The 26,738-nt window shown below is 74.5% G+C and carries 10 protein-coding genes (1 of these 10 cut by a window edge); all 10 read left to right on the forward strand.

The window, feature by feature from the left end; translation table 11 throughout:
- Tightly spaced (at most 5 nt apart), the 10 genes in view from BM362_RS40875 to BM362_RS40920 form a layout consistent with a single transcriptional unit that may run on beyond the window.
- Window positions 1-7,566, forward strand: the 3' portion of a protein-coding gene (locus tag BM362_RS40875) for a non-ribosomal peptide synthetase (RefSeq protein ID WP_093576795.1). The gene continues 480 nt to the left of window position 1, outside the view; only the last 7,566 of its 8,046 coding nucleotides appear in the window; the start codon falls outside the window, past its left edge; it ends in the stop codon at window positions 7,564-7,566.
- On the forward strand, window positions 7,553-9,334 hold the full coding sequence (locus BM362_RS40880) for a condensation domain-containing protein (protein WP_093576796.1): 1,782 nt from the start codon (window positions 7,553-7,555) through the stop codon (window positions 9,332-9,334). The genes BM362_RS40875 and BM362_RS40880 overlap by 14 nt, the downstream gene beginning before the upstream one ends.
- A complete protein-coding gene (locus tag BM362_RS40885) occupies window positions 9,331-10,320 on the forward strand; it encodes an NAD-dependent epimerase/dehydratase family protein (protein ID WP_067594034.1) in 990 nt (329 codons plus the stop codon). Before BM362_RS40880 ends, BM362_RS40885 begins: the two co-directional genes overlap by 4 nt.
- Window positions 10,317-12,011, forward strand: coding sequence for an aspartyl/asparaginyl beta-hydroxylase domain-containing protein (locus tag BM362_RS40890; protein ID WP_093576797.1), 1,695 nt, complete (start codon window positions 10,317-10,319; stop codon window positions 12,009-12,011). Before BM362_RS40885 ends, BM362_RS40890 begins: the two co-directional genes overlap by 4 nt.
- 5 nt (window positions 12,012-12,016) lie before the next feature.
- Window positions 12,017-13,891 carry an asparagine synthase (glutamine-hydrolyzing) gene (asnB, locus tag BM362_RS40895; protein WP_093576836.1) on the forward strand — a complete coding sequence of 625 codons (1,875 nt, stop codon included), beginning with the start codon at window positions 12,017-12,019 and terminating at the stop codon, window positions 13,889-13,891.
- The gene (locus BM362_RS40900) at window positions 13,884-21,650 is read left to right on the forward strand and encodes a non-ribosomal peptide synthetase (protein WP_093576798.1); all 7,767 of its coding nucleotides are present in this window, start codon (window positions 13,884-13,886) and stop codon (window positions 21,648-21,650) included. The genes asnB and BM362_RS40900 overlap by 8 nt, the downstream gene beginning before the upstream one ends.
- Window positions 21,647-24,220: an AMP-binding protein gene (locus BM362_RS40905; RefSeq protein WP_093576799.1), complete on the forward strand. Its 2,574-nt coding sequence runs from the start codon at window positions 21,647-21,649 to the stop codon at window positions 24,218-24,220. The genes BM362_RS40900 and BM362_RS40905 overlap by 4 nt, the downstream gene beginning before the upstream one ends.
- Window positions 24,217-24,420 (forward strand): hypothetical protein, encoded by a 204-nt coding sequence (locus BM362_RS40910; RefSeq protein WP_093576800.1) that lies wholly within the window; start codon window positions 24,217-24,219, stop codon window positions 24,418-24,420. Before BM362_RS40905 ends, BM362_RS40910 begins: the two co-directional genes overlap by 4 nt.
- A complete protein-coding gene (locus BM362_RS40915; RefSeq protein WP_093576801.1) occupies window positions 24,417-25,463 on the forward strand; it encodes a TauD/TfdA family dioxygenase in 1,047 nt (348 codons plus the stop codon). Before BM362_RS40910 ends, BM362_RS40915 begins: the two co-directional genes overlap by 4 nt.
- Window positions 25,460-26,737, forward strand: a complete 1,278-nt coding sequence (locus BM362_RS40920) for a condensation domain-containing protein (RefSeq protein ID WP_093576802.1) — start codon at window positions 25,460-25,462, stop codon at window positions 26,735-26,737. The genes BM362_RS40915 and BM362_RS40920 overlap by 4 nt, the downstream gene beginning before the upstream one ends.
- Window position 26,738 lies beyond the last annotated feature (1 nt).

The raw sequence follows: 26,738 nt of genomic DNA on the forward strand, positions 1-26,738 counted from the left end.
TACACCTCCGGGTCCACGCGGACGCCGAGCGGCGTTCTGGTCACCCAGGCCAACATCCTCGCCAACGAGCACGCGATCGAGGTGGCCTGCGGCAACGACCGGGATTCCGCTTTCGTCGGCTGGCTGCCGCTGTTCCACGACATGGGGCTGATCGCGAACCTGCTGCAGCCGTTGTACCTCGGCTCCCGCTCGGTGCTGATGCCGCCGGACGCTTTCCTGCGGGCTCCGCTCGCGTGGCTGCGCGCGGTGGACAAGTACCGGGCCCGGGTCAGCGGCGGCCCGAACTTCGCGTACGAGCTGTGCTTGCGGCGCATCGGCGAGGAGGACCGGGCGGGGCTGGACCTCTCGGACTGGGCGGTGGCCTACAACGGCGCGGAACCGGTCCGGCACGACACGATGCGCCGGTTCGGCGAGGGGTTCCGCGCGGCGGGTTTCGCGCCGACGGCGCACTTTCCCTGCTACGGCCTGGCCGAGGCGACCTTGATCGTGGCGTCGGCCCCGGTGGCGGAGGAGCCGTCGACGCTCCGGGCCGACCCGGCCGGACTCCGCCGCGGCACGGTCGCCCCGGTGCCCTCGGACGAGCCGGGCAGCACCCTGGTCAGCAGCGGGTATCCGGTGGCCGGCACGGAGGCGCGGCTGGTCGACCCGGAGACCCGCGAGCCGGTGCCGGACGGCCGGATCGGCGAGGTCTGGTTGCGGGGCGGCGGAATCGCGGCCGGGTACTGGAACCGGCCCGCGGAGACCGAGGAGAGCTTCGGCGCGCACCTCGCCGGGACCGGGGACTCGCCGTGGCTGCGGACCGGGGACCTCGGCTTCCTGCTGGCGGGCCAGCTCTATCTCACCGGACGGCGCAAGGATCTCGTCGTCATCCGCGGGGAGAACCACTTCCCGCAGGATGTGGAGTACACCGCCGAGCGCGCGGACCCGGCCCTCCGGCGTTCCTGCTGCGCGGCGATCCCGGTGGACTTCGACGGCGCCGAAGAGCTGGTGCTGTGCTGCGAACTCGCTTCTCCGGGCAGCGAGCCGGATCTTCCCGCGATCGCCGCGCGGGTCCGGCGGGCGATCGCGCTGCGGCACGGGGTCGAAACCCGCCTCGTCGTGTTCGTGGCCAAGGGCGGCGTGCCGAAGACGACGAGCGGCAAGGTGCGCAGGCAGCGCTGCCGTCAGTCCTATCTGGACGGTGAGCTGCCGGTGCTCGGCGCCGTCGGCGCCCGCCGGGCCGAGATCCCGGAACTGCCGAGCCGCGCGGAACTCGCGGTGGCCGGGCCCGAGGGCCGGGCGGCGGTGCTGGCGGACGCGATCGGCCGGGTCGCGGCGGCGCTGGCCGGGATCAGCGTTTCCGTCCGGCCGGACGAACCGCTGGTACGGCTCGGGCTCGACTCCCTGGGCGCAACCGAACTGCGGCACCGGGTCCAGCGGCGGTACCGGGTGGACCTCGGCGCCAGCGCGCTGGCCGCCGCACCGGACGACCTCGCCGCGCGAGTGCTGGCCGGTGCGGTCGATGCCCCGGTGGCTCCCGGCGCCGGCGACCGCTATCCGCTGACCGAGGGCCAGGAAGCCCTGTGGTTCGAACACGAACTCGACCCCGGCGGCGCTGCTTACACGCTCGCCAGAGTGCTGCGCTTCGACGGACCGCTCGACGTCGCGGCCCTGCGCCGCGCGGTGGACACGGTCGTCGCGCGGCATCCGGCGCTGCGCACCAGATTCCCGGTCCGCGACGGCAGGCCGTGGTGCGAGCCGGTGCCGGCCGGACCGCGTCTTCAGGTGCTCGACGTGCCCGGCGAAGACCTCGCGGCCCGGCTGCTCGACCTCGCCGAGCGGCCGTTCGACCTGAGCGCGGCGCCGCCGTTCGCCGCGACGCTGCTGCGCCGGGACGAACGCACCCACCTGCTCGTGCTGACCGCGCACCACCTCATCGCCGACCTGTGGTCGTTCCTGGTCCTGCTCGGCGAGCTGCGGACGGCCTACGAGGCGGGGATCCCGGCGAGCCTGCCGGAAAGCCGGAACCCGCACGCTTTCGCGCTGGCTGTCGCGAAGGACTACGCGGACTCCCCGGCGTACCTCAGGGACCGGGACTTCTGGCGCGAGACGCTGGCGGACGCGCCGCCGGGCCTCGCTCTGCCCGCCGACCGCTCCCACTCGCCCGGCCGTGACTTCCGCGGCTCCACTGTGGACTTCCGGCTGCCGCCCGGGCTGGTCCGGGAACTGCGCGCGCTGGCCAGGGATTCGTCCTGCACGTTGTTCACCGTCCTGCTCGCGGCGTACCGGACCTTGCTGCACCGCTGCACCGGTCAGCCGGACCTGGTCCTCGGCACCCTCCTCGCCGGACGGGACAGCGCCGAACTCGCCGGGGCCGTCGGCTACTTCGTCAACCCGGTCCCGCTCCGCTCCCGCTGTTCGCGCGCGACCTCGTTCCGCGCGCTGCTCGCGGACACCGGAAACCTGGTGCGCGAAGCGGTCGAGCACGGCCGGTATCCCTTCCGGCAGCTGGTCACGGAGCTGGCTCCGGCCCGGGACGCCGGTCGCGCCACCCTGGTGCAGAGCCAGTTCGTGCTCCAGCAGGAGTACGGCGAACCGGACGAGGGGCTGTTCGCGCTGGCGCGGGGCGGCACGGGACAGACCGGGTTCGGGGCGGCGACCGTCTCGCCGGTCGAGGTGCCCCGCCGCTGGTCGCAGCTCGACCTGAGCCTGAGCATGGCCCGGCTGGGCGGCGAGCTGACCGGCCGCTGGGAGTACCGCACCAGCCTGTTCGACGCCGCCACGGTGTCGGCGATGTCCGCGCACTTCACCGAGCTGCTGCGCGCCGCGGTCGCGGAACCGGACCGGCCAGTCGCGTCGATCGCGGTGCCGGACACCGAAAAAGACGGGTGGGGCCGGGTCCGCTACCGGCCTGATCCCGGGGGCTTGCACCGGCTCGCGGCCGCGGCGGCGAGCGCGAAACCGGACACGACGGCCGTGCTCGCGCCGGACGCCGCCGGCGGCTGGACCCAGCTCAGCCACGGCGCGCTGCACCGGGCGGCGACCGGAGCGGCGGCCGGGCTGCGCGCGCTCGGCGCCCGGCCGGGCGAGCCGGTCGCGGTGCTGCACCGGCGCCGCGCCGCGCTGCCGATCGCCTATCTCGCCGTGCTGCACGCCGGATGCGCGGTGCTGCCGCTCGATCCGGACGACCCCGCGCCCCGGCACGCCGTGCTGCTTTCCGGCAGCGGAGCCAGATTCCTGCTCACCGACGGCGAATCGCGGGACCGGGCCGCCGCGTTGCCGGTGCGGGCCCTGGACACCGCGGAGCTGGCCCGGAGCACCGGCGGCCGGTATTCGGCTCGGGTCCATCCGGAGCAGCCCGCGTACCTGCTCCACACCTCCGGTTCCACCGGGACGCCCAAGGGCGTGCTCGTCCCGCATCGCGGCATCGTCAACCGGTTGTGCTGGGCGCAAGAGCACTTCCGGCTCCGCGCCGGCGAACGGGTGCTGCACAAGACCCCGGTGGGATTCGACGTCTCGTGGTGGGAACTGTGCTGGCCGCTGATCGCGGGCGGCACCGTCGTTCTCGCGCCGCCCGGCCTGCACCGCGATCCGCAGGGGCTGGCCGGCTTCGTCGCCCGCGCCGGAATCGGCACCGCCCACTTCGTGCCGAGCCTGCTCGGCCCGTTCCTCGCCGAAGCGGCCCGACTCGGCCCGGGCGCGTCCCCGCTGCGCCGGGTGCTCTGCAGCGGAGAGGAACTGCCCGCCGCGGCCAGGACCCGGTTCCACGAGGTGTTCGGCGCGGGAACCGAACTCCACAACCTCTACGGCCCGACCGAGGCGTCGATCGACGTCACCGCCTGGCGCTGCACGCCGTCCGAGGACGGCCCGGTGCCGATCGGCCTGCCGATCAGCAACACCTCGGCCCGGGTGCTCGACGACCGGCTCGCTCCCGTCCCGCGGCCGGTTCCCGGCGAACTGTTCCTCGGCGGCGACTGCCTCGCCACCGGTTACGCCGGACGTCCGGGGCAGACCGCGGCGGCGTTCCTGCCGGACCCGTCCGGCACGGGCGGCCGGATCTACCGCACCGGCGACCGGGCCCGCCGCCGGGCGGACGGCGCGCTGATCTTCCTCGGCCGGACCGACCAGCAGGTGAAACTGGGCGGCCACCGGATCGAACTCGGCGAAGTGGCCGAACTGCTCCGTGCCCAGCCGGAGGTCGCCGACGCCGCGGCGGTGGTCCGGGACGGCCGCCTGGTCGGCTATGTCAGCGGGCCGGCGGCCCCGGCCGTGCTGCGCGAACGGCTGCGCCGGACGGTGCCCGCCCACCTGATCCCGGCCCAGCTCGTTCCGGTCGACGCGCTGCCGGTCACCCCGAGCGGCAAGCTGGACCGGCGAGCACTTCCGGCACCGGCGCCGGAACCGCTGCCGGGCACGGCGCGGACCGGAACCGAACGCCGCCTCGCCGAACTGTGGGCACAGCACCTCGGCGGGCCCGCGGTCGACGTGCACACCGACTTCTTCACCCTCGGCGGCGACTCGATCCTGGCGATCCGGATCGCCGCGGCGGCGAGAGAGACCGGGTCCGGTTTCACCGTGCCCGAACTGCTGGCCAACCCCACCGTCGCCGCACTGGCCGCCCACCTCGACGCGCAGCCGGAAACCGTTGCCCCGGAACCGGAAGCGACCCTGCCGCCGTTCGCGTTGTGCCCGGAGCTGGCCGGACGCGCGGGACTGGACGACGCGTATCCGGTCTCGATGGCGCAGCGGGCCGTCCTGGCGCACCGGGACAACGACCCCGGGTACGAGGTGTACGCGACCAGCGTGGCGGTGGCCCTCCCGCTGGCTCCCGCCGCGCTGGCGCGGGCCGTTCGCGAGGTGCTGGCCCGGCATCCGTACCTGCGGTCCTCTTTCGACCTCGCCGGTCAGGCGGAACCGGTGCAGCTGGTGTGGTCGGCGGTGCCCCGGCTGCCGGTCGAGGTGGTGGACCTGCGCGCCGATCCGGCCCGCGAGGAACGCTTCGCCGCGTGGCTGGCCGCCGAGCGCAAGCGGCAGTTCGACCTGGACCACGGGCCGCTCGTGCGGTTCACCGCGCACGACGACGGGGCCGGTTTCCGTCTCACCGTCAGCAGTTTCGCCCTCGACGGCTGGTGCACCGCGCTCGTGCTCACCGAGGTGCTGCGCGGATACCGGGCGGCCGCGCGCGGGGAGAGCTGGGATCCGGCGCCGCCGAGCGTCGGCTACGCGGACTTCGTCGAACTGGAACGCGCCGCGATGCGCTCGCCGGAACAACGGGAGTTCTGGGCGGCGGAACTGCGCGGCGCCCGGCCGTCCGCGCTGCCGTACCGGGCGCCGGAGGCGAGGGGGCCGGTGCTGCAGCAGCGGATCGTGCTGGAGATCGGCGACGAGGTCCGGGACGGGCTCGGCGCGCTCGCCGCCGAACTCGGCGTGGGGCTCAAGCACGTCCTGCTCGGCGTGCACCTGCGGGTGGTGCGGTCGCTGACCGGGTCCGCGGACGCGATCACCGGACTGGAGACCAACGGAAGGCCGGAGCGTCGGGACGGGGACCGCGTGGTCGGGGTGTTCAACAACATCCTCCCGCTGCGGGTCGCGGTGCCGGACGGGGCCACCTGGGCGGACCTCGCCTCGGCCGCTTACGGCGCCGAACGCCGGACCTCGCCGCACCGCCGCTACCCGCTCGTCGCGCTGAACCGCGAGTTCGGTGCCGGGCGGCTGTTCGACACGCTCTTCGTCTTCACCCATTTCCACCTCTACCGAGATATGTCCACAGTGGACAATCTGGCGGTGTCGGACCTGCGCGCGCCCGACCAGACGTACGTGCCGCTGACGGCGCATTTCAACGTCGACGCCCTCTCCGGCCAGCTGCGCCTGCTGCTGGAAGCGGACCCCGCCAGGCTCACCGCCGAGCAGGCCGAGGAGATCGGCCGATTGTTCCGTGCCGCGCTCGATGCCGCGGCTCGGCGTCCGCACGAGTCCGCGGTGGAGCCTGGGCCGACGGAGACTCCCGCTGGGGTGCCACCGGACGGTGCGGTGCACGAGCTGATCGAAGCGGCGGTCCGCAACGGACCCGATCGGATCGCCTTGCTCGAAGACGGAAAGCAGCTCAGCTATCGCGGCCTGTGGACCGCTTCGGCGCGTCTCGCGGGAGCGTTGCAGGCGGCCCACGCCGGGCCGGACACGGTGGTGGGGCTCTGGGCCGAGCGCAGCGTCGAGTACGTCGTCGCGCTGCTGGCCGTCCTGCGCGCCGGGGCGGCCTATGTGCCCATCGATCCGGAAACCCCGCCGGAGCGAGTGTCCGCGCTGCTCGCCGAGGCGGGCGCGGTCGCGCTGGTGCTGCCTCCGAATGTTCCGGCTCCCGGCGGCGTCGAGCCGGAAACCGTGCTGCGCACGGACTTCCACCGGCCGGACCGGGGATACCGGCGGCCGGCACTGCGCGGAGAACACCTGGCCTGCGTCATGCCCACTTCGGGATCCACCGGACGCCCGAAGCTGGTCGGCGTGCCGCACCGGGGCCTGGCCGGTTACCTGCGCTGGTGCGTGCCGTATTACGGGCTCACCGAACGCACCGTCGCCCCGGTGCACTCCGCGCCGGCCTTCGACCTCACCGTCACGTCGCTGCTCGCCCCGCTGGTCGCCGGGGGAACCGCGCATCTGCTGCCCGGCAACGAAGTCACCCGGCTGGGCAAGGCGCTGACCGGCCGCCACACGTTGCTGAAGATCACCCCGTCGCATCTGGTCGCACTGGCCGGGCAGCTCGCCGCGCGGCCTCGCGCGCTCGACGGCCTCACCGTGGTGGCGGGCGGTGAGCAGCTGGACGGAAAGCAGGTCGTCGCGTTGCGGTCCGCCGTCCCGAACGCCTTGCTGTACAACGAATACGGCCCGACCGAGACCGTCGTCGGCTGCTGCGTGCACCCGGTCGGCGCGGCGGACGGCCCGGTCCCGATCGGCGGGCCGATCCCGGGCGCCTCCGCGACCGTGCTCCCCGGGACGCCCGGCGAACTGGCGGTCGGCGGCTTCGGCGTCACCAGGGGCTACCTCGGCAGGTCCGCGGACACCGCCGCGGTGTTCGTGCCCGATCCGGATCGTCCCGGCGCCCGGCGCTACCGCACCGGCGACCTGGTGCACCGCCTCCCCGGGGGCGCGCTCGTGTTCCGGGGGAGGGCCGACCGGCAGGTCAAGCTTCGCGGATACCGCGTGGATCTCGGCGAGATCGAGCACGCGCTGGCGGCGCACCCGGCCGTGGCGCTGGCCGCTGTCCTGCTCCGGGAGACGCCGGCCGGATCCCCGCGGCTGGTCGCCTACTGGAGCGGGGAACCGGAACGGCCCGCGGCGGAACTGCGGAGCTGGGTCGCGCGGCGGCTGCCCGCCCGGCTCGTGCCCGCCGAGATCCGGTGGCTGGCCGCGCTGCCGCTGACCCGCGGCGGCAAGGTCGACCACGCGGCGCTGGCGCTGCGGCCGGAACACCGGGAACGGCTGGTGGACCGGCTCGAACGGCTCACCGAGGAGGAAGCGGCCCAGCTGCTGGGCGAAGAAGCGAGCGAGCCGGGGAACCCGTCGCGAGCCGGAGGTCACGATGGCCGAGCCTGATCCGCGCGTCGAGCGGCTGTCCGGGACGAAACGGGAACTGCTGTCCCGGTGGCTGGCCGGCAGTCCCGCCGCCGCGGCGCCGGAGACCGGCGCCGAACGGACCGTCGCCGCGATCTGGCGCGAGGTGCTCGACCTCGGCGAGGTCGGGCGCGACGACGACTACTTCGCGCTGGGCGGGGATTCCGTGCACGCCATCGTGATCGTGGCCAAGCTGGAAGAGGCCGGACTGCGGATCACCGCGCAGGACCTGTTCGACCTGGCCACCGTGCGCGGCGTCGCCGAACGGGCCGTCCTCGGCGCGGTGCCGTCCGTGCCGCCCGGCCCGTCGCGCACCGAGCATCCGCTCGGCCCGATGCAGGAGGGCATGCTCTACCACTCGGCCGGGGGCAGCGGCCCGGGCGCTTACGTGGTGCAGGTCTGCTGTTCGCTGACCGGGGAACTCGACCCGGCGGCGTTCCGCGCCGCCTGGGCCGCCGTGCTGGCCGCCACCCCGGCGCTGCGGGCGTCGTTCGGCTGGGCCGGCCGCGCCGAGCCGCATCAGGTGGTCGCCGCGACGGCCGAACCGGACGTCGAGTTCCTCGACTGGCGGGACCGCGGCGTTCCGGAGCGGGCCGAGGCGCTGGCGGAGTACCTCGACCGGGACCGCGAACGCGGGTTCGACCTCGGCCGGGCCCCGCTGTTCCGGCTGGCGCTGATGCGCGAATCCGCGACCGGATGGCGCTGCGTGTGGACCCACCACCACCTGATCCTGGACGGCTGGTCGCAACAGCTCGTGCTCGCGGACGTCCTGGCGAGCTACGCGGCGCTGCAGACCGGCGCCGAACCCCGGTTGCCGCGGCGGCCCGCGATGCCGGACTACCTGGACTGGCTCCGGCCGCGAGACGCCGCCGCCGACCTCGCTTTCTGGGGCCGGCAGTTCGCCGGGCTGCCGGGGCCGTCCAGGATCGCCGGGCCGGGATGCGTCCGGGGCCAGGTGCTCGCGCCTCGGCGCGGCGAGGTCGCGGTGACCGTGCCGGAATCCGCGACCGCCGCACTGAACTCGTTGTGCCGCGGGCACGGGCTCACCGTCAGCACCGTTCTGTACGGCGTCTGGGGGCTCTTGCTCGGCGAACTGTGCGCCAGTGCCGACGTTGTCTTCGGCGTCACCGTTTCCGGCCGTCCGCCTTCGTTGCCCGGCGCCACCGAGCTGGTCGGCATGCTGATCAACACCTTGCCGCTGCGGGTGCGCTGCACCGGCGAGGCCGCGGTCCTGCCTTGGCTGCGCGAACTGCGGGACCGCTTGGCCGGAATGCGCGAGCACGGCCATCTTCCGCTGTCCCGGATCACCCGTGCGATCGGCCTGAACCGCGGCGAGACCCTGTTCGACACCATCGTCGTGATCGAGAACTTCCCCGTCGCCGTGACCGGCGGGACGTCCGGCGCGCTGGCGATCGGGGACGTGCGCACGCTCGTCGACGAAGGCTATCCGCTGGTGCTCGAAGCGGTTCCGGGCGCGGAGATCCGCTTGCGGGCCCGGCACGATCCGTCCCGGCTGACCGCCGCGGAGGTGCGCGGAATGCTCGACGCCTGCACCGGATGCCTCGACGCGCTCGTCGCCGATCCGGCGCAGCCGGTTTCCCGGCTGCGCGCCCGCTTGGCCGAACGGCACCGGCTTAGCCGCGAGCAGGAATTCCTCGACCGCCGGGACAGCGCGGGACAGCAACTGCGGACAGCGCGGCGGCGCGGCGCGGCGGACATCGGCGGAACACACGCGGGGGAGGGGTCATGACGACGGTGGTGGTGACCGGGGCGGGCGGATTCGTGGGCAGCCATCTGGTCCGCGCGGTGCGCGAGCGGTATCCGCGGGCGCGGGTGCGCGGGGTGGACCTGCGGCCTCCGGAGTACGGGCCGAGCGAGGCCGACGAGTTCCTGATCGCCGACCTGCGCGAACAGGCCCGCTGCGCGGAGGCGGTGGCGGGCGCGGACGTCGTGTTCGCGCTGGCGGCCAACATGGGCGGGATCGGCTGGACGCACGCCGCGCCCGCCGAGATCCTGCACGACAACCTGCTGATCTCGGTCAACACCGTGGACGCCTGCCGGGCGGCGGGGGCGGGCACGGTCGTCTACACCTCGTCGGCCTGCGTGTACCCGAACTCGCTGCAGGACCGCCCGGACAGCCCGCCGCTGCGCGAAACGCCGGTGTTCCCGGCGGAGCCGGACATGCAGTACGGCTGGGAAAAGCTCACCGCCGAGATCCTGTGCGCCACCTACCGCCGGACCCACCGGATGGACATCAAGGTCGCCCGGCTGCACGCCGTCTACGGCCCGCGGGGCAGTTTCACCGGGCTGCGCGCGAAATCCCTGTCGACGCTCTGCGGCAAGGTCGCCGCGGTCCCCGGGCGCGGCGGCGAGATCGAGGTGTGGGGCGACGGCACCCAGACCCGGTCCTACTGTTACGTCGACGATTGCGTCACCGGCCTGCTCCGGCTCGCGGAGTCCGCGGCGGACGAGCCGGTGAACATCGGGTCCGGGGAACGGGTCAGCATCGCCGACCTGGTCGGCCGGATCGCGGCGATCGCGGGCAAGGAGATCGTCCCGCGCTACCGGAGCGACAAACCGGTCGGGCCGAAAGGCCGGGTCTCGGACAACACGCGGTGCCGCGAGCTGCTCGGCTGGCAGCCCGGCACGGCGCTCGACGACGGGTTGCGCCGCACCTACCGCTGGATCGAAGAACAAGTCGCCGCCGGCCGCGCCGAAGAGCGGGTCGCGCGATGAGCCCGCGCGGGAACGCCCGCGACTTCGGCAGGCTCCTGCTGGGCCATTTCCGGCGGTGCCGCGACGGGAAGCTGCAGGACGTCGTCACCGAGGCGCTGCGGGACGACGAGGGCGGCCGCGCGTGGATGATCGGCGCGCTGAACAGCACCATCCGGTTCCGGCGGGAACTGGCCTACGCGCTGCGGCTGGAACCGCGGCGGCTGCGGACCAAGCTGGCGTTCCCGGCGGCCGTCCCGGCCCGCCCCCGGCCGCTGTCGCTGCTGTGCCCGACCCGGAACCGGGTGGACGGCCTCGCCGAGTTCCTGCGCAGCGTGCAGCGGACGGCGGCGGCGCCCGGCCGGATCGAAGTCCTGTGCTATGTCGACGAGGACGATCCGGCGCTGCCCGGCTACCGGGAGCTGTTCGGCGGGGTGCGCCAGCGGCGCGGGCCGCTCGGGCGGTGCGCACTGCGCGTGGGCCCGCCGATCGGCGTCGCCGCGGCCTGGAACCGGCTCGCCGCGGAAGCGACCGGCGAGTTCCTGCTGATGGCCAACGACGACCAGCTCTACGTCGACCACGGCTGGGACGCCGCCCTCGACCGGCGCGCGGGCGAACTCGCCGCGCTGCACGAGGATTCCGTGCTCTGCCTGTACTTCGACGCCGCGCAGTACCCCGGCGACGGCCGGGACTTCCCGATCGTCAGCCGGGCCTGGTACGAGACGCTCGGCTACTTCGTGCCGACGATCTTCCAGCAGTGGGAGGTCGAGCAGTGGGTCTTCGACCTCGCCGAGCGGCTGGGCAGGCTGTACCCGGTTTCCGGGATCTTCGTCGAGCACCGGCACTACCAGGACTACAAGGCCCCGTTCGACGAGACCTACCAGCGGCACCGCATGACGAGGGAGAAATCCTTCGCCGACCACGCGCTGTTCCTGCGCACCGGCCGCGAGCGGGCCGCCGAGGCCGCCAAGCTCGCGGCCCGCATCGCGCGGGGACGGCAGAGCGCGCCGGAGACCGGCGCGCGGGTCGGCGAGGAGGCCGCGGTCCGCGCTCGGCGGCATTACCGCGCGCTCATCGACGAACTGCACGCCGACGGCCAGCGCGAGGCCGCGATGGAGTGCGCGGAACTCGCCGTGCGCCAAGGGCTGTGGTCGTCTCCGCTGCACCGACCGGTCGAGTACCGCCGCGACCTGCCGGTGCGGGCGGACCACGACGCCGCGGACTTCTGGTTCACCGCGCATCTCGCCGGGCGGCACGAGGCGATCGCGGCGGAGGTGCGCGCCGCGCCGGCGGATCCGGCCGGAGCGCCGGTGCTGCTCTACCGCGACGGCGCGTGGACTGCCGCCGCGGCGGCGCTGCCGATCACCGCCGGGGTCCTCGACGGCATCCCGGAAGCGCTGGTGTTCCCCGGCGCGACCGTGGAACTGTGGCAGCTGCGCCCGCCGGTGCGCCTTCCGCCGAGCTGCGGGCCGAGCAACGCGTTCCTGCGGGTCGAATTCGGCATCGCGGTCCCGGCGGAAAGCGGGATCCGGATCGGCGGGAAGACCGGTTCCTGGCCCGAGGGCGGCTGCCTGATCTTCGACGACGGGCTGGAGCGGGAACGCTGGCACCGGGGCGCCGAACCGGCGGTCGTGCTGAGCTTCCGCGTCCCGCGACCGGGACAGTCCGCTTCGGACAGCACGTCCGCCGGGCACGCCGTCGAAGCGGGGCGGTGACCGGGATGTGCGGAATCATCGGCGTTTTCGCGGGCGGCGGCCTTTCGGCCTCCGTCGTGGCTCCGGCGATGGCGGTGCTGCGGCCCCGGGGACCGGACGGAGCCGGTGTCTGGGCCGCGCCGTCCGGGCGGGCGGTGCTCGGCCACACCCGGCTCGCGGTGGTCGACCCGGCGGGCAGCGCCCAGCCGATCGGCGACGAGTCCGGCGAGACCCAGGTCGTGGTCAACGGCGAGTTCTACGACTACCGGCGGCTCCGCCGCGAACTCGCCCGGACGGGACACCCCTGCCGGACCGAGGGCGACAGCGAACTCGCCCTGCGCCTCTACCAGCGGGACGGGTGCCGCGCGCTGGCCGAACTCCGCGGCGAGTTCGCCTTCGCGCTGTGGGACGAACGCCGGGGGGAACTGTTCGCGGCGCGGGACCGGTTCGGCGTCAAACCGCTCTACTACGCCGAGCTGGGCGGCAGGCTGTACCTGGCTTCGGAGATCAAAGCGCTGCTGGCCTGCGGTGTCCCGGCGAGGTGGGATCTGGGCGCGTTCGCCGCGCACCTGCAACTGGCGCTGCCCCCGGACCGGACGCTGTTCGCCGGGGTCCGGCAGCTCCCGCCCGGCTGTTTCCTGCGGGCGAGCGCGGGCGGGATCGCCGTCCACCGGTACTGGGACTTGGACTACCCGACGGCCGCGGAACTGGCCCGGCCGGGGAAGTCGCTCGCCGAGCACGTCGCCGAGGTCCGGGCGGGGCTGGACGAAGCCGTGCGGCTGCGCACCGTCGCCGACGTGCCGCTGGCCTGCCACCTCAGCGGCGGCATCGACTCCTCGGCGATGACCGCGGCGGCCGCCCGGCACGCGGCGGTCACCACCTTCACCGTCCGCTTCGCCGACGTCGCGCTGGACGAAAGCCCGGTCGCGGCGCGCACCGCGGCCCGGCTCGGCGTGCCGAACCACCGCGTCGACCTCGATCCGGCGTCGTTCGCCGAGCACCTGGCCGCCACGCTCCGGGCGGGGGAGATGGTGCAGGAGAACTCGCACGGCGTGGCGAGATTCCGGCACAGCGCCGCGATCCGCGCCCGCGGGTTCAAGGCCGCGCTCGCCGGGGAGGGCGGGGACGAGCTGTTCGCCGGGTACCCGCAGTTCCAGCGGGATCTGGCGCTGAGCCAGGATCCCGCGGCGCTGGAACGGGCCAGGGCGGGCTACCGGAAGCTCGCCGAGTTCGGCGCGCCCCGGCACCTGCGCGCCGTGCTGGACCGGATCGGCTTCCTGCCGAACTGGATCACCGAGCGGCACCTCGCCGTGCTGGCCCCGGCGCGGTCCCTGCTGCGTCCCGGATTCGCCCGGCTCCTCGACGAGACCGACGCCGGCGGCCCGCTCCTCGACCAGTCGCGCGCTCAGCTCGCCGGGCGCGCGCCGCTGCACCAGTCGATCTACCTGTTCGCCAAGAGCTGGCTGGCCAACTACATCCTCGCCGCGGAACGGCTGGACGCCGCGCACGCGGTCGAGGTCCGGCTGCCGTTCTTCGACCACCGCCTGTTCGCGGTCGCCCGGAGCGCGGCGCTTTCCTGGTACTCGCCGGAAGGCCGCACCAAGCACGTGCTCCGCGAAGCCGCGCGGGACGATCTGTCCGAAGAGGTTTACACGGGCGGCAAACGCGGCTTCTTCGCTCCGCCCGAGGCCGGGCTGCGCGGTTTCCTTCGCGCGCTGGACGCTGATTCGGCCCTGCGCGACAACCCTTTCTTCGATCCGGCGGCGGTGCGGCGGCTCCTGGCCGAGCCGCGGACGGGCAGCGACCGCCTGCTGCACCTGGTGGCCGGAACGAGCGTGCTCACCGCCGAATTCGGGATGACCGCCGACGCCGGGCAGACCGTGGGGGCCGGTCATGACTGAGCCGCGCGTGGACGACCTGCTCGCCGGGACGGCGGACGCCGACCTGGAACGGCGGATCGCCGCGCTGCCCCCGGAAGGCCGGGCCGTGTTCGAGCGAGTCCTTCGCGAGGGACTGGCGGCGGACGCGCTGACCGGCACCGCTGGCCCGGCGCGGCCGTCCTTCGGGCAGGAACGGATGTGGGTGCTCGGCGAACTCGCTCCGGGCGCCTACACCTACGCCACCGCCGTGCGGCTGCGCGGCCCGCTCAACGCGGTCGCACTGCGCGCGGCGGTCGACGCGGTCGTGCGGTGCCAGGAATCCTTGCGCACCACCCTGATCCAGGCCGAGGACGGGACGTTGGCCAGCGAGGTCGCCGAACGGGTCGCGGTCCCCTTCCGCCTTGTCGATCTCGCGCCGCTGAGCGAGGCCGGGGAGCTGCTCGACCGGCTCGTGCGCGCCGAGACCCGACGCGGGTTCGACCTGGGCCGCGGGCCGCTGCTCCGGACCGTGGTGTTCCGGCTCGGCCCGGCGGACCACCTGGTCCTGCTGGCCGTCCACCACGCGGTCACCGACGGCTGGTCCAACGGCGTGCTCGCGGCGGATCTTTCCGCCTGCTACCGGGACCTCGCGGCCGGGCGGCCGGTACGCCTGCGGGCCCCCGCCGTCGGTTACCGCGATTACGCCGCCCGGCAACGGGAGCGGGCCGAGGGACCGGAGTTCGCGGAGCTGGCCGCTTTCTGGCGCGAGCGGATCGCGAGCCTGCCGCGGACCGAGCTGCCGACCGACCGCCCGCGTCCGGCGGCCAGCCGCGGAGCGGGAGCCAGCTTCAGCGTCGAACTCGGCCCGGGACTGGCCGCCGCGCTCGGCGAACTGCGCGAGCGGACCGGCGGTTCGCTGTTCATGCTGGTGCTGACCGCGCTGGCGGTGGTGCTGCGCGCGACGACCGGCCAGTCCGAACTCGCGGTCGGCACTCTCGTGTCCGGGCGCGACCGGCCGGAGTTCGAGCGCCTCGTCGGGTATTTCGTCAACGTCGTGCTGCTGCGGCTGACCGTCGCGGACGGCCGCAGTTTCCGGGAAACCTGGTTCGGGGTAAGGGAATCGGTGCGGCAGAGCCTGGCGCACCAGGAGCTGCCTTACGAGAAACTGCTGGAACTGCACCGGGAAGCGGGCGGCGGCGGCCAGCCGGTCCGCGTGCTCTGCGTGGCCCAGCAGCCGCACCCGTCCCTCGACCTGCCGGGCCTGACCGCGGAGCGGGAAGACGTCGAACTCGGCGCCGCCCAGTTCGACCTGCTGGTGGAGATCTGGGAACGGGACGGCGGGATCCGGATCTCCTTCCAGTACGACGTCGACCTGTTCGCTGAGGCCACGATCCGGCTGTTCGCCGGGCACCTGCGCACCGTGCTCGCCGGTGCCGCGCGGGACGCCAGCCGGACCGGAGCCGAGCTGCTGGCCGCATCGCTCGCCCCGCCCGCGTGGCCGGCAGACCGCACCGAAAGCGTGGCCGCCCTGGTCGAAAACCAGGTGGACCGCACCCCGGACGCGGTCGCGCTCGTGGACGGCGCGCGCACGGTCACCTACCGGACGCTGGACCAGCGGGCGAACCGGCTCGCGAGACTGCTCGCCGAGCACGGCGTGCGCCCGGGCGACCGCGTGGCCTGCTGTCTGCCGCGTTCGGCCGAATCGGTGCTCGCGATGCTCGCGGTGCTCAAAGCGGGAGCAGCTTTCGTGGCACTCGACCCGGATCAGCCCGCGGATCGGGTGCGCCGGATCCTCTCCGACGCGCGGCCCGCGTGCGTGCTCGCCACCGCCGCGCTCCGCGCTAAATGCTCCACAGTGGACAGTCCACTGTGGCTGACGGACGAGCTGGGAGACCGGCTCGCGTCCGGTCCCGCGCACCGGCTCTCCCGGCCCGTGCACCGCGATTCGGTGGCCTACCTGGTTTACACCTCCGGCTCGACCGGCGAGCCCAAGGGCGTGCTCGGCACGCATCGCGGCCTGGCGAACCGGTTCCGGTGGACGAGCCGGGCCTATCCGGCGGGGGAGACGGAAGTCTGGGCGGCGAGAACGTCTCCCGGCTTCGTCGACGCGATCTGGGAGGTCTTCGGCCCGCTGCTGTCCGGCGTGCCGCTGGTCCTGGTGAGCGCCGAGGACGCCGCGGACCCGGCCGGACTGGTCGCCGCGCTCGCCGCCCGGCGGGTGACCCGGCTGGTGGCCGTTCCGGCGCTGCTGCGCATCCTCCTCGACGACCGGCCGGAGCTGTCCCGCGAACTGCCCCGGTTGCACACCTGGGTCAGCAGCGGCGAAACGCTCGGCACCGGGCTCGCCGAGCGGTTCCACCGGCGGCTGCCGGGACGGCGGCTGCTCAACCTCTACGGATGCGCCGAGGTCGCGGCGGACGCGACCGGGCACGAAACGGAACCCGGCGGCGACCCGGCCGCAGTTCCGATCGGCACCGCCATCGACGGCGTGGTCACGCAGGTGCTGACCCCGCACGGCGACCCCGTGCCCGCTCTGGGGACCGGAGAACTTCATGTCGGAGGCGCCGGGCTGGCTCTCGGCTACCACCGGCGTCCCGCCGAGACGGCCGCGCGTTTCCTTCCGGTGCCGGGAAAGGCGGCTCCGGGGCAACGCTGGTTCCGCACCGGCGACGAGGTCCGCCGCCGTTCGGACGGCACGCTCGGCTACCTCGGCAGGCTCGACGCACAGGTGCAGATCCGGGGACACCGCGTAGAACCCGGCGAGGTGGAACACGCGCTGCTGCGGCACCCGGACATCCGGGAGGCCGCCGTCGTCATCCATCGCGACGTCGCCGGCGATCCCGCGCTCGCCGCGTACGTGGCGCCGGTGTCCGAGATTCCCGGCGACTTGACCGCTCTCCTGCGAAGCCAGCTTCCGGTGTACGCGCTGCCCGCGACCGTCACCCCGCTTCCCTCGCTGCCGCTGAACCCGAGCGGCAAGGTGGACCGTTTGCGGCTCCCCGAACCCGGCCGGACACCGGAAGAACGGCCGCGCGACGAGGCGCTCACGCCGACCGAGGCCGTCGTGCTCGACGTCTTCGCCGAGGTGCTGCCCGCCGCCGGGCGCCCGGCGCTCTCCGACGATTTCTTCCTGCTGGGCGGTCATTCCCTGCTCGCCGCGCACGTGGCGACGGTGCTGCGCGAACGGCTGGGCGTCGCGGTCGGACTGGGCGATCTCGTCGCCGCGCCGACAGCCGCCGCGCTGGCCGCACGGCTGGAACGGAGCACGGCGGCCCCGCGGGAGACGATCCGGGCGGTGCCGGACCAGGCCGCCCAGCACGAGCCGTTCCCGCTCACCGACATCCAGCGCGCCTACCTGGCGGGCCGCGACGCCGAGTTCGCGCTCGGCAAGGTCGCCACCCACGCCTACCTGGAACTGACCGCGACCCGGCTCGACCCCGCCCGGTTCGAGACCGCGCTGAACGAAGTGATCGCGCAGCATCCGATGCTGCGCGCCGTCGTGTCCGCCGACGGGACGCAGCGGGTGCTGGCGCAGGTGCCCCGCTACCGGGTCGAATGCCAGGACCTGCGGCAGGACACCGGGCCCCGGCGCCGCGAGCGGCTGATCCGCTGGCGCGAGGAGCTGTCCCACCAGGTCCTGCCCGCCGGCCGGTGGCCGCTGTTCGAGGTCCGGCTCTCCCTGCTGCCCGGCGACGCCGCGCTGGTGCACCTCAGCGTCGACGCGCTGATTTGCGACGCCTACAGCTTCGGCCTGGTGATGACCGAACTGGCGGATCGTTACGCGGGGAAGTCCCGCCCGCCGCTGAACCTGACGTTCCGCGACTACGTGCTGGCCGCCGAGCGCCGCCGCGGCGAGCCCGCGCACCGGAAAGCGCTGGCGTACTGGCGAAACCGGCTGGACGACCTGCCCGCCGGGCCGGAGCTTCCGACGGCCGCCGCGCCGGAGACCGTCGACCAGCCCCGCTTCGTGCGACGTTCGGGACGGCTGGAACCGCGCGACTGGGCGGTGCTGAAAGCGACCGCCGCCGAACACGGCCTGACCCCGTCGGCCCTGCTGCTGGCCGCCTTCGCCGAGATCGTCACGCGGTGGAGCAGGAGCGCGCACTACAGCCTGATGCTCACCGTCTTCCGGCGCGAACCGGTGCATCCCGAAGTCGGCGCGCTGGTCGGCGATTTCACCTCGCTGTCGGTGTTCGAGGTCGACCACCGCACCGCTGAGTCCTTCGCGGACCGTGCGCGCGCGGTGCAGCGGCTGCTCTGGGACGACCTGGACCACGCGCAGGTCAGCGGGGTCGAGGTGATGCGCGAGCGGAACCGGAGCCGCGGCTGGCCGCCCGGACTGCTCACCCCGGTGGTGTTCACGTCGAACCTGCCGGTGGGGTCCGGCGGCGGCGCGGACGGGGACCCGGTGTTCGGCGAGCTGGAGTACGGGATCACCCAGACCCCGCAGGTGCACCTGGACCACCAGGTCAGCGAACAGCGCGGCGCGCTGGTGTTCAACTGGGACGCGGTCGACGAGCTGTTCCGCCCCGGCGTGGTCGACGGGATGTTCGAGGCGTACCAGCGCTTCCTCGCCGGGCTGGCCGCGGGCCGCCCCGGGGAGGCCGGCCTTCCCGACGCGCAGCGGGCGGTGCGCGCGGCCGTCGCGGCGGGCCCCGGTGCGCCGCCGCGCTGCCTGCACGAACCGGTGTTCCGCGTCGCCGGGGAACACCCGGAGCGGGTCGCGCTGGTCCACGGCGAGACCCGGATGACCTACGGCGAGCTGGCCAGTCGCGCGCACCGGGTCGCGCGCACGCTGCTGCGGGGCGGCCGGGACACGCTGGTCGGGATCGCCGCTCCCAAGGGCTGGCCGCAGGCGGTCGCCGTGCTCGGGGTGCTGGAGGCCGGGATGGCGTTCCTGCCGCTGGATCCCGACCTGCCCCGCGAACGGCTGCGGCACCTGATCGCGCGCGGGGAACTGCGCACCGTGCTGACCCAGGCGGACGCGGCGCCGGAACTGCCGGACGTGCGCGTGGTGGCGGTCGACCGTCCCGCGGACCTCGACCCGTCCGACGAACCGCCGCGAGTGCCCGTCGATCCCGCTGATCTCGCGTACGTCATCTTCACCTCGGGCTCCACCGGAACGCCCAAGGGCGTGATGATCGACCATCGCGGCGCGTCCGGCACCGTGGACGCGGTCAACGCCCGCTTCGGGGTCGGGCCGCGCGACCGGGTCCTCGCCGTGTCCTCGCTCAGCTTCGACCTCGCCGTCTACGACCTGTTCGGCCTGCTGGCCGCCGGGGGCACGGTGGTGCTGCCCGAGCACGGACGGCGGCGCGAGCCCGCGCACTGGGCCGAACTCGTCCGGCGCGAGCGGATCACCGTGTGGAACTCGGTGCCCGCGCTGGCCGAGGTGCTCGCCGGACACGCCAGTCCGCTCGCCCCGGACGCGCTCTCCACGCTGCGGCTGGTGCTGCTGTCCGGCGACTGGATCCCGACCGCGCTGCCGGACCGGATCCGCGCGCTCGCTCCCGGCGCGGAGGTGCTCAGCCTCGGCGGCGCGACCGAGGGGTCGATCTGGTCGGTCTGGCACCCGGTCGGCGAGACCGGCCGCGACTGGCCCAGCGTCCCGTACGGCGTCCCGATGCCCGGCCAGTCGATCCGGGTGCTCGACGACCGCCTGCGGCCGGTTCCGGACTGGGTGGCGGGCGAGCTGTACATCGGCGGCCGGGGCGTGGCGCTCGGGTACTGGCGCGACGAGGAGCAGACGAGGTTCCGGTTCCCGCCGGACCCCGCGACCGGCGGACGGCTCTACCGGACCGGCGACCTCGCCCGGCACCGGCCGGACGGGAACCTGGAGTTCCTCGGCCGGGAGGACGGCCAGGTGAAGATCAGCGGCTACCGGATCGAACTCGGCGAGGTCGAGGCGGGCGTGCAGAGCCTGCCCGGGGTCCGGGCCGCCGCGGTGATCGCGGCCGGGGAACCGGGGACGGAGCGGCGGCTGGTCGCTTTCTTCGTGCCGGAGCGCGAACCGGCGCCGGAACCGGCGGCCTTGCGCGAGGGACTCGGCGATCTCCTGCCCGGGTACATGGTTCCGTCGCTGTTCGTGCGGCTGGACCGGATTCCGCTGACCGCCAACGGAAAAGTCGACCGGTCCGCGCTGCGTTCCCGCACGCCCGCTCGCGCGAAGTCCACAGCAGACACTCCGGCGGCGGACCCGGCGCGCTTCGCGGAGCTGAGCGAGCAGCTCGCCGCGATCTGGGCGGACCTGTTGTCCGTGCCCGTCGTCCGGCCCGACGACGACTTCTTCGCCCTCGGCGGCACGTCGCTGGAAGCGATCCGGTTGATCACGAAACTCCAGGAGGCGCTCGGCGTCCGGATCCGGCTGCCCCGGCTGTTCGGCGACCCCACCGTGGCCGCGCTCGCCGCCGCGGTGGCCGAGGCGCAGGCCGCCGCCGACCCCGAGCCGGACCTCCCGGCGGCGCTGGTTCCGTGCCCGCAAGACCGCACGGAACCGTTCCCGCTGACCGATCTCCAGCAGGCGTACTGGCTGGGCCGCCGCGCCGGTCTCGGTCTCGGCGGCGTGGCCACGCACAGCTACCTGGAACTCGACGTCGAGGACCTCGACCTCGCCCGGCTGGAGCAAGCCCTGCGGCTGCTCGTCGACCGGCACGACGCACTGCGCACCGTCGTCCGGCGGGACGGCTACCAGCAGGTGCTGTCCTCCGTCCCCGGCTACCGGATCGCGACCGCGGATCTGCGCGACCGGACGCCGGAGGCCGCGGCGGACCGGCTCGCCGCCGTGCGCGCGGAGATGTCGCACCAGGTCCCCGACGCCGCCCGATGGCCGTTGTTCGACCTGCGGGCGCATCGCGTGGACGATCTCGTCACCCGGCTGCACCTGAGCGTCGACCTGCTGATCGCCGACGCGCACAGCACCCGGATCCTCACCGGCGAGCTGATGGCGCTCTACCACGATCCCGCCGTCGCGCTGCCCGAGCCGGGCTGCACCTTCCGCGACTACGTGCTGGGCGTCGAGCGGCTCAAGGGGAGCGCTCGGCATCGCCAGGCCCGCAGCTACTGGGCGGGCCGGCTCGCCGAACTGCCCGCCGCGCCCGGCCTGCCGCTGCTGCGGCGGCCGGAAGACCTCGGCAGCCCGCGATTCCGCCGCCTGCACACCGAACTCGCGCCGGACGCGTGGCGCGCGGTGCGCGGGTGGGCGGCTTCGGCCGGGCTCACTGCGTCCGCGGCGGTCTGCGCCGCGTTCAGCGACGTGCTCGCCGTCTGGAGCGACAGCCCGCGGTTCACGCTCAACGTCACCACGTTCAACCGGCTGCCGCTGCATCCCGGAGTGGACGCGCTGGTCGGCGACTTCACCACCACGACGCTGCTCGCCGTGGACGTCTCGGGCGATTCCCCGTTCCCGGAGCGGGCGAAGCGGCTGCAGGACCGGCTCTGGCGGGATCTGGAGCACCGCCTGGTCACCGGCGTGGAGGTGCTCCGCATGCTGCGCCGCGATCCGGCCCGCCGGGACGAGGCGATGATGCCGGTGGTCTTCACCAGCACCTTGCTCTCCGACGGCGCGCTCCCGGCCCCGGCGGCCCCGGCGTGGCGCGCCAGAACGGTGTACGCGGTGAGCCAGACCCCGCAGGTGCTGCTCGACCACCAGGTCGGCGAGCAGGCCGGAAAGCTGGTCTGCACCTGGGATTTCGTCGAAGAGGCGTTCCCGCCCGGCCTGGTGGAAACCATGTTCGACGCGTTCAACACGGTACTCGACGACGTCGCCGCGACGGCCGTGCGATCTGGAGGTGACCCGGCATGAGTATGGCCGAACAGAGGCTTTCGCTGCTCCCCGCCGATCAGCGGGAACTGTTGCGGAGCATGAACGAGCTGACCGGCGACGTCCCGGACGGCGCCCTGCCGGACGCGGTGGCCGCGCTCGCGGACGCGCACGGCGACGCTCTCGCCGCACGGGAACCGGCGCGCGGATTGACCCGCGCCGAACTGCTCTCGGCGGCCGATCGCGTGGCCGCCGCCTTGCGGAACCGGGCGGTGCGAGCGGGGGACCGGGTCGTATTGTGCGCGGAGCCGGGAGCCGGGCAGGTGATCGGCTTGCTGGGCATCCTGCGGGCGGGCGCGGCGGCGCTGCCGGTGGATCCCGGCGCGGCCCAGACTGTGCGGTGGCGGCGGGCCGAGCGGGAAGGTGCGTCCGTCGTCGTCTCGCAGTCGTGGCTGTTCGACCGGCTCCGCTGGCCGGAACACCTCGGCGCGGTGGCGATCGACGGCCTCCCCGAAGCGTCGTTCGTTCCGGGACCGGGAGGCCCCGACGGGCACGCGGCCGCGTGCGTGCTCGGCGACGGTGCCGTGCTGCGGCACCGGGATCTGCTCAACCTGGCCGCCGATCTGGCCGGCCGGTTCGGAATCGGCGAGGCCGACCGGATGATCGCGCTGACCCCGATCGCCAGCGGACGAGGCGTCCTGGAGACCTCGCTGGGCCTGCTGACCGGAGCCGCCCTGGTCTTCGGCGAGGACATCGACCTGCGAAACCCCGCCGCCTGGCTGGAGGTGCTGGCCCGCGAACGCGTCAGCGTGTGGCATTCCACGCCGACGCTGCTCGACCTCCTCGTCACCGAAGCGGAACGGCGGGAGGAACGGCTGCCGGAGCCGGTGCGGCTGGTGCTGCTGAGCGGGGAACGGCTTCCCGGCTCTCTCGTCCGGCGGCTGCGGGCGCTGAGCGGCCCGGACCTCGTCGTCGCGAACCTGTCCGCCGCCGGGGAGCACGGACCGTGGGCCGCCTGCCACGAATCGGCCGCGGCGGAACCGGAGACGCCCACCGTGCCGATCGGCAGGCCGATGCGCAACCAGCGGATCCACGTGCTGGGCGAGAACGGCGGCGTCTGCCCGGCCTGGGTCACCGGGCAGGTGCACTACGGCGGACTCGCGGCCGAGGCCGTGACCGCTCCGCCGACCCATCCGGAGACCGGCGAACCGTTGCTGCGCACCGCCCAGTTCGGCCGCGTGCTGCCGGAGGGCGTGGTGGAGATCGTCGGCGACGAATCCGCGCAGCTGACGGTGCACGGGAGGCGGCTGCACGTCCACGACGCCGAGGTGGCGCTGGCCGGGCTGCCCGGGGTGCACGCCGCGGCGGTGGTCACGACGGCCGGGGAGAGCGCGTCGATCGGGTTCGCCCGGCTGCGGCCCGGCGCGGACGTCGCCGGTCCCGAGCTGCTCGACCAGTTGCGCCGCAAGGTTTCGCCGTACCTGCTGCCCGGCCGGATCGCGATCCTCGACGCTTTCCCGCTCACCCCGGACGGCCGCGTGGACCGGACCGCGCTGGCCGCGCTGGACCGCCCGGCCCCGCCTCCTCCCGCGGCGGCCTCCCCGGCGGCGGGCGCCGGCGAAGACCTGCTCGCCGCGGCGACGGCGATCGCCTGCCGGGTGCTCGGGGTCGCCGACATCGAGCCGGACATGAACCTCGTCGACCTCGGCGCGACGTCGGTCGAGCTGGTCCGGCTGGCCACCGTGGTCGAGGACGAACTCGGAATCGGCGTGGCCGTGGAAGAACTGCTGCGGTTCCCGTCGGTCGCGGTGCTGATCGGCCCGCATCTGGCCACCGTCGCCGACCCCCGGCCGTCCGGCCCTCCCGCCGGGGACCTGCTCCTGGGCCTGGCGGAGCGCCAGGCGTTCAAGGACGCGCACGCCGGCATCCGCGCGGAATACGCCGGGACGGCCGGGATCGTGCTCGGCGGCTCGGCGGACCCCCGGGCGCGCGAACGCCGCAGCCACCGGCGTTTCTCGGCCGAGCCGGTCGCTTTGGCGGACCTCGCGGTCCTGCTCGGCGCGCTGCGGACCACCGAGGACGCGGGCGAGACGAAGTACTGGTATCCCTCGGCGGGCAGCGCGTATCCGCTGGGCGCGTATCTCGACGTCGCGCCCGGACGGGTCGCCGATCTCGGCGCGGGCGTCTACTACCTCGACCCCGCCCGCGCGGAACTGGTGCCGGTCGGTCCCGGAGCCGGGGTGCCCGCCGCCGCGCACGCCGAGGTCAACCGGGCGGCGCTCGCCGAGTCCGCCTTCGTGCTCTACCTGATCAGCCGGATGGACGCGATCACCCCGCTCTACGGCGAACTGGCTTGGGATTTCTCGGTTTTCGAGGCGGGAGCGATGGCGCAGCTGCTGATGTCGGTCGCCGGGGAGGCCGGGCTCGGGCTCTGTCCGGTCGGGACGCTCGATCCCGCCGAGCTGACCGCGCCGTTGCGGCTGCGCCCGGACGACCGGTTCGTGCACGCCCTGCTCGGCGGAGTGCCCGCGCCCGCGGCGGGCGGGGCCGGAGGCAGGCAGGTCCCGGATCTTACCGGCAGGTTGCGCCCCGGGACCGGGGAACGGCCGTGACGCCGCGCGCGAGCGGGCCTCGGGCCGGGCTGCGGCGCCGGGTGCCGTCCGGGCCCGGCGGCGGGGTGCGCCCGATCGGGCCGCCGGACGGCGCGACGCTGCCGGCGCGAGTGCCCGCGCCCGCGGCGGGCGGGGCCGGAAGCAGGCAGGTCCCGGATCTCACCGGCAGGTTGCGCCCCGGGACCGGGGAACGGCCGTGACGCCGCGCGCGAGCGGGCCTCGGGCCGGGCTGCGGCGCCGGGCGCCGTCCGGGCCCGGCGGCGGGGTGCGCCCGATCGGGCCGCCGGACGGCGCGACGCTGCCGGCGCGAGTGCTGGCCGGGGAAGCCGGGACCGATCTCGGACGCTGGGCCTCCGGCGCGGAGGACACCGTGCGAGCCTGGCTCGACGTGCACGGCGCGGTGCTGTTCCGCGGATTCGGCGTCCGCCTCGAAGGCTTCGGCGCGGTGCTGCGGGCGCTCGCCGGAACGCCGAGCCCGTACCGGGAGCGGTCCTCCCCGCGAACCGAACTCGGCGACCGGATCTACACCGCCACCGACCACCCGGCGGACCAGCCGATCCTGCTGCACAACGAAAACTCCTACCAGCGCGAGTTCCCGCGGCGGCTGGTGTTCTGCTGCCTGCGCGCCGCCGACGGCGGCGGCGCCACGCCGCTGGCCGACACCCGCCGGGTGCTGGCCCGGATCCGGCCCGAGGTGCTGGCCGGGTTCGCCCGCCGCGGAGTGCGCTACGTCCGGAACTACGGGACCGGCCTCGGCCTGTCGTGGCAGGAGGCGTTCCAGACCCGGCAGCGGACCCAGGCCGAACGGCATTGCCGGGAACAGGGCATCGACTTCGAGTGGGGAGCGGGCGACCGGCTCCGGACCAGCCAGGTCCGGCCCGCGGTCGCCGTGCATCCGGGCACCGGGGAGCGAGTGTGGTTCAACCACGCGGTCTTCTTCCACGCCAGCAGCCTGCCGGGCGAGGTCGGCGCCGAGATCAGGAAGCAGGTCGCCGAAGCGGACCTCCCGGCGAACGCCTATTACGGCGACGGCGCCCCGATCCCGGCCGAGGTCATGGACGAGCTGCGGGCGGCCTACGCCGCGGAGCTGGTCGCGACGCCGTGGCAGCGGGGAGACGTCCTCGTGGTGGACAACCTCCTCGCCGCGCACGGCCGCGAGCCCTACACGGGTGCGCGCGAAGTGGCGGTCGGCATGGCCGGTCCGCTGTCCTGGTCCGCCGTCCGGGACGGAGCGGACCGGTGACGGCGGGCGGCCCGGTCCCGGTTCGGCCGGCGGAGGATCGCGACTCTCCGGCGCAGTACCAGGTCCGGGCGCTGCGAGTGGACGGCGAAGTCGACACCGGGCGGCTCGCCGCGGCGGTACGCGAGGTGTCCGCGGCGCTGCTGTCCGCCGGACCGGGCGACGGTCCTCGGCTGCACGTCCCGGACGACCTTCCGGCGGGCGACCCGGAGACGGCGTGCGTGGCCGCGTTGCTGGCGGAGCGCGATCGCCGCGCAGCGGGCGATCCCCTTCCGCGCAACGGTTTCCACTGGCTGCGGCTCGCCGAGGACCGGCACGTGCTCGGCCTGGTCGCGGCGTCGGACCTGCTCGACATCCGCTCGGTGTACGCGGTGCTCGGGGCGGTCTGGCAGGCGTACTTCGGCAGGTTCCGCCCCAGCGCGTATCGCGGTCGCGCCGATGCGGCTGGCTTCGACCCGGTCGGCACCGCCCGCGCGCACGAGTCGCGGCGGCGGTGGTGGAGCCGGGAGTTCCCGCGCTACCGCACCGGGGGTTTCGGCGGCCCGGACACGTCCGGCCCGGCCGGGCGCAGGCGGCTGCGGATCGCCGGGGACCGCTGGACGGCGCTCACCGGCACGAGCGGCCCGCTCGGCGCGAACGGCTCGCTCACCTTCGTCGCGCTGCTGGCCTGGTGCCTGCACACGCGGGGCAGGCCGGGCAGTTCCGGGTTCGGCTGCGAGTTCGACCTGCGGGACTATTTCGGACTGGGCCAGGTCCTCGGCCCGCTCACCGACCGGCTGGCCTTCCGGGTCGACCTCGACGGACTGGCGGACCCGGCGTTCCCCGACGTCCTGATGCGCGCCCAGACGGGCTTCCTGGACTCGGTGGTGCACTACCTGCCCTACCGGCAGCTGGTCGAGCACGGCGTGCGCACCGGTGCGCTGACCGCCCCGCGCGCCGCCGAGCTGTGGAATGTCACCGTGCACTTCTGCCGCAACCCGCCGCGCAGCGTCCGGACCCGGAGCGGGGAAACGCCGGGCCCGCTCGGAGTGTCGATCGAACTGTTCCGCGAGGCCGACCTGCTCGGCCCGGCGGGCGGCCCCCACGCCGGAACGGACGACGGCGTGCTGCTCGACGTCCACCTCGGCGAACTCGGCGACGACATGGTCGCCGTTTTCGACTACGCCCGGCCCGAAATCCCCGACGCGGCGATGGACCGCCTGCTCGGCCAGCTGGACCGGGCCGTCGACCACGTTCTCGGCACTCCGGCGGCGCCGCTGCCGCGCGCCGCCGACTGAA

Source organism: Amycolatopsis rubida (assembly GCF_900115345.1).
Lineage (GTDB): Bacteria > Actinomycetota > Actinomycetes > Mycobacteriales > Pseudonocardiaceae > Amycolatopsis > Amycolatopsis rubida.

Coding starts and splice junctions, on each gene's coding strand:
- BM362_RS40880 (WP_093576796.1), top strand. CDS start 7,553: ATGGCCGAGCCTGATCCGCGCGTCGAGCGGCTGTCCGGGACGAAACGG.
- BM362_RS40885 (WP_067594034.1), top strand. CDS start 9,331: ATGACGACGGTGGTGGTGACCGGGGCGGGCGGATTCGTGGGCAGCCAT.
- BM362_RS40890 (WP_093576797.1), top strand. CDS start 10,317: ATGAGCCCGCGCGGGAACGCCCGCGACTTCGGCAGGCTCCTGCTGGGC.
- asnB (WP_093576836.1), top strand. CDS start 12,017: ATGTGCGGAATCATCGGCGTTTTCGCGGGCGGCGGCCTTTCGGCCTCC.
- BM362_RS40900 (WP_093576798.1), top strand. CDS start 13,884: ATGACTGAGCCGCGCGTGGACGACCTGCTCGCCGGGACGGCGGACGCC.
- BM362_RS40905 (WP_093576799.1), top strand. CDS start 21,647: ATGAGTATGGCCGAACAGAGGCTTTCGCTGCTCCCCGCCGATCAGCGG.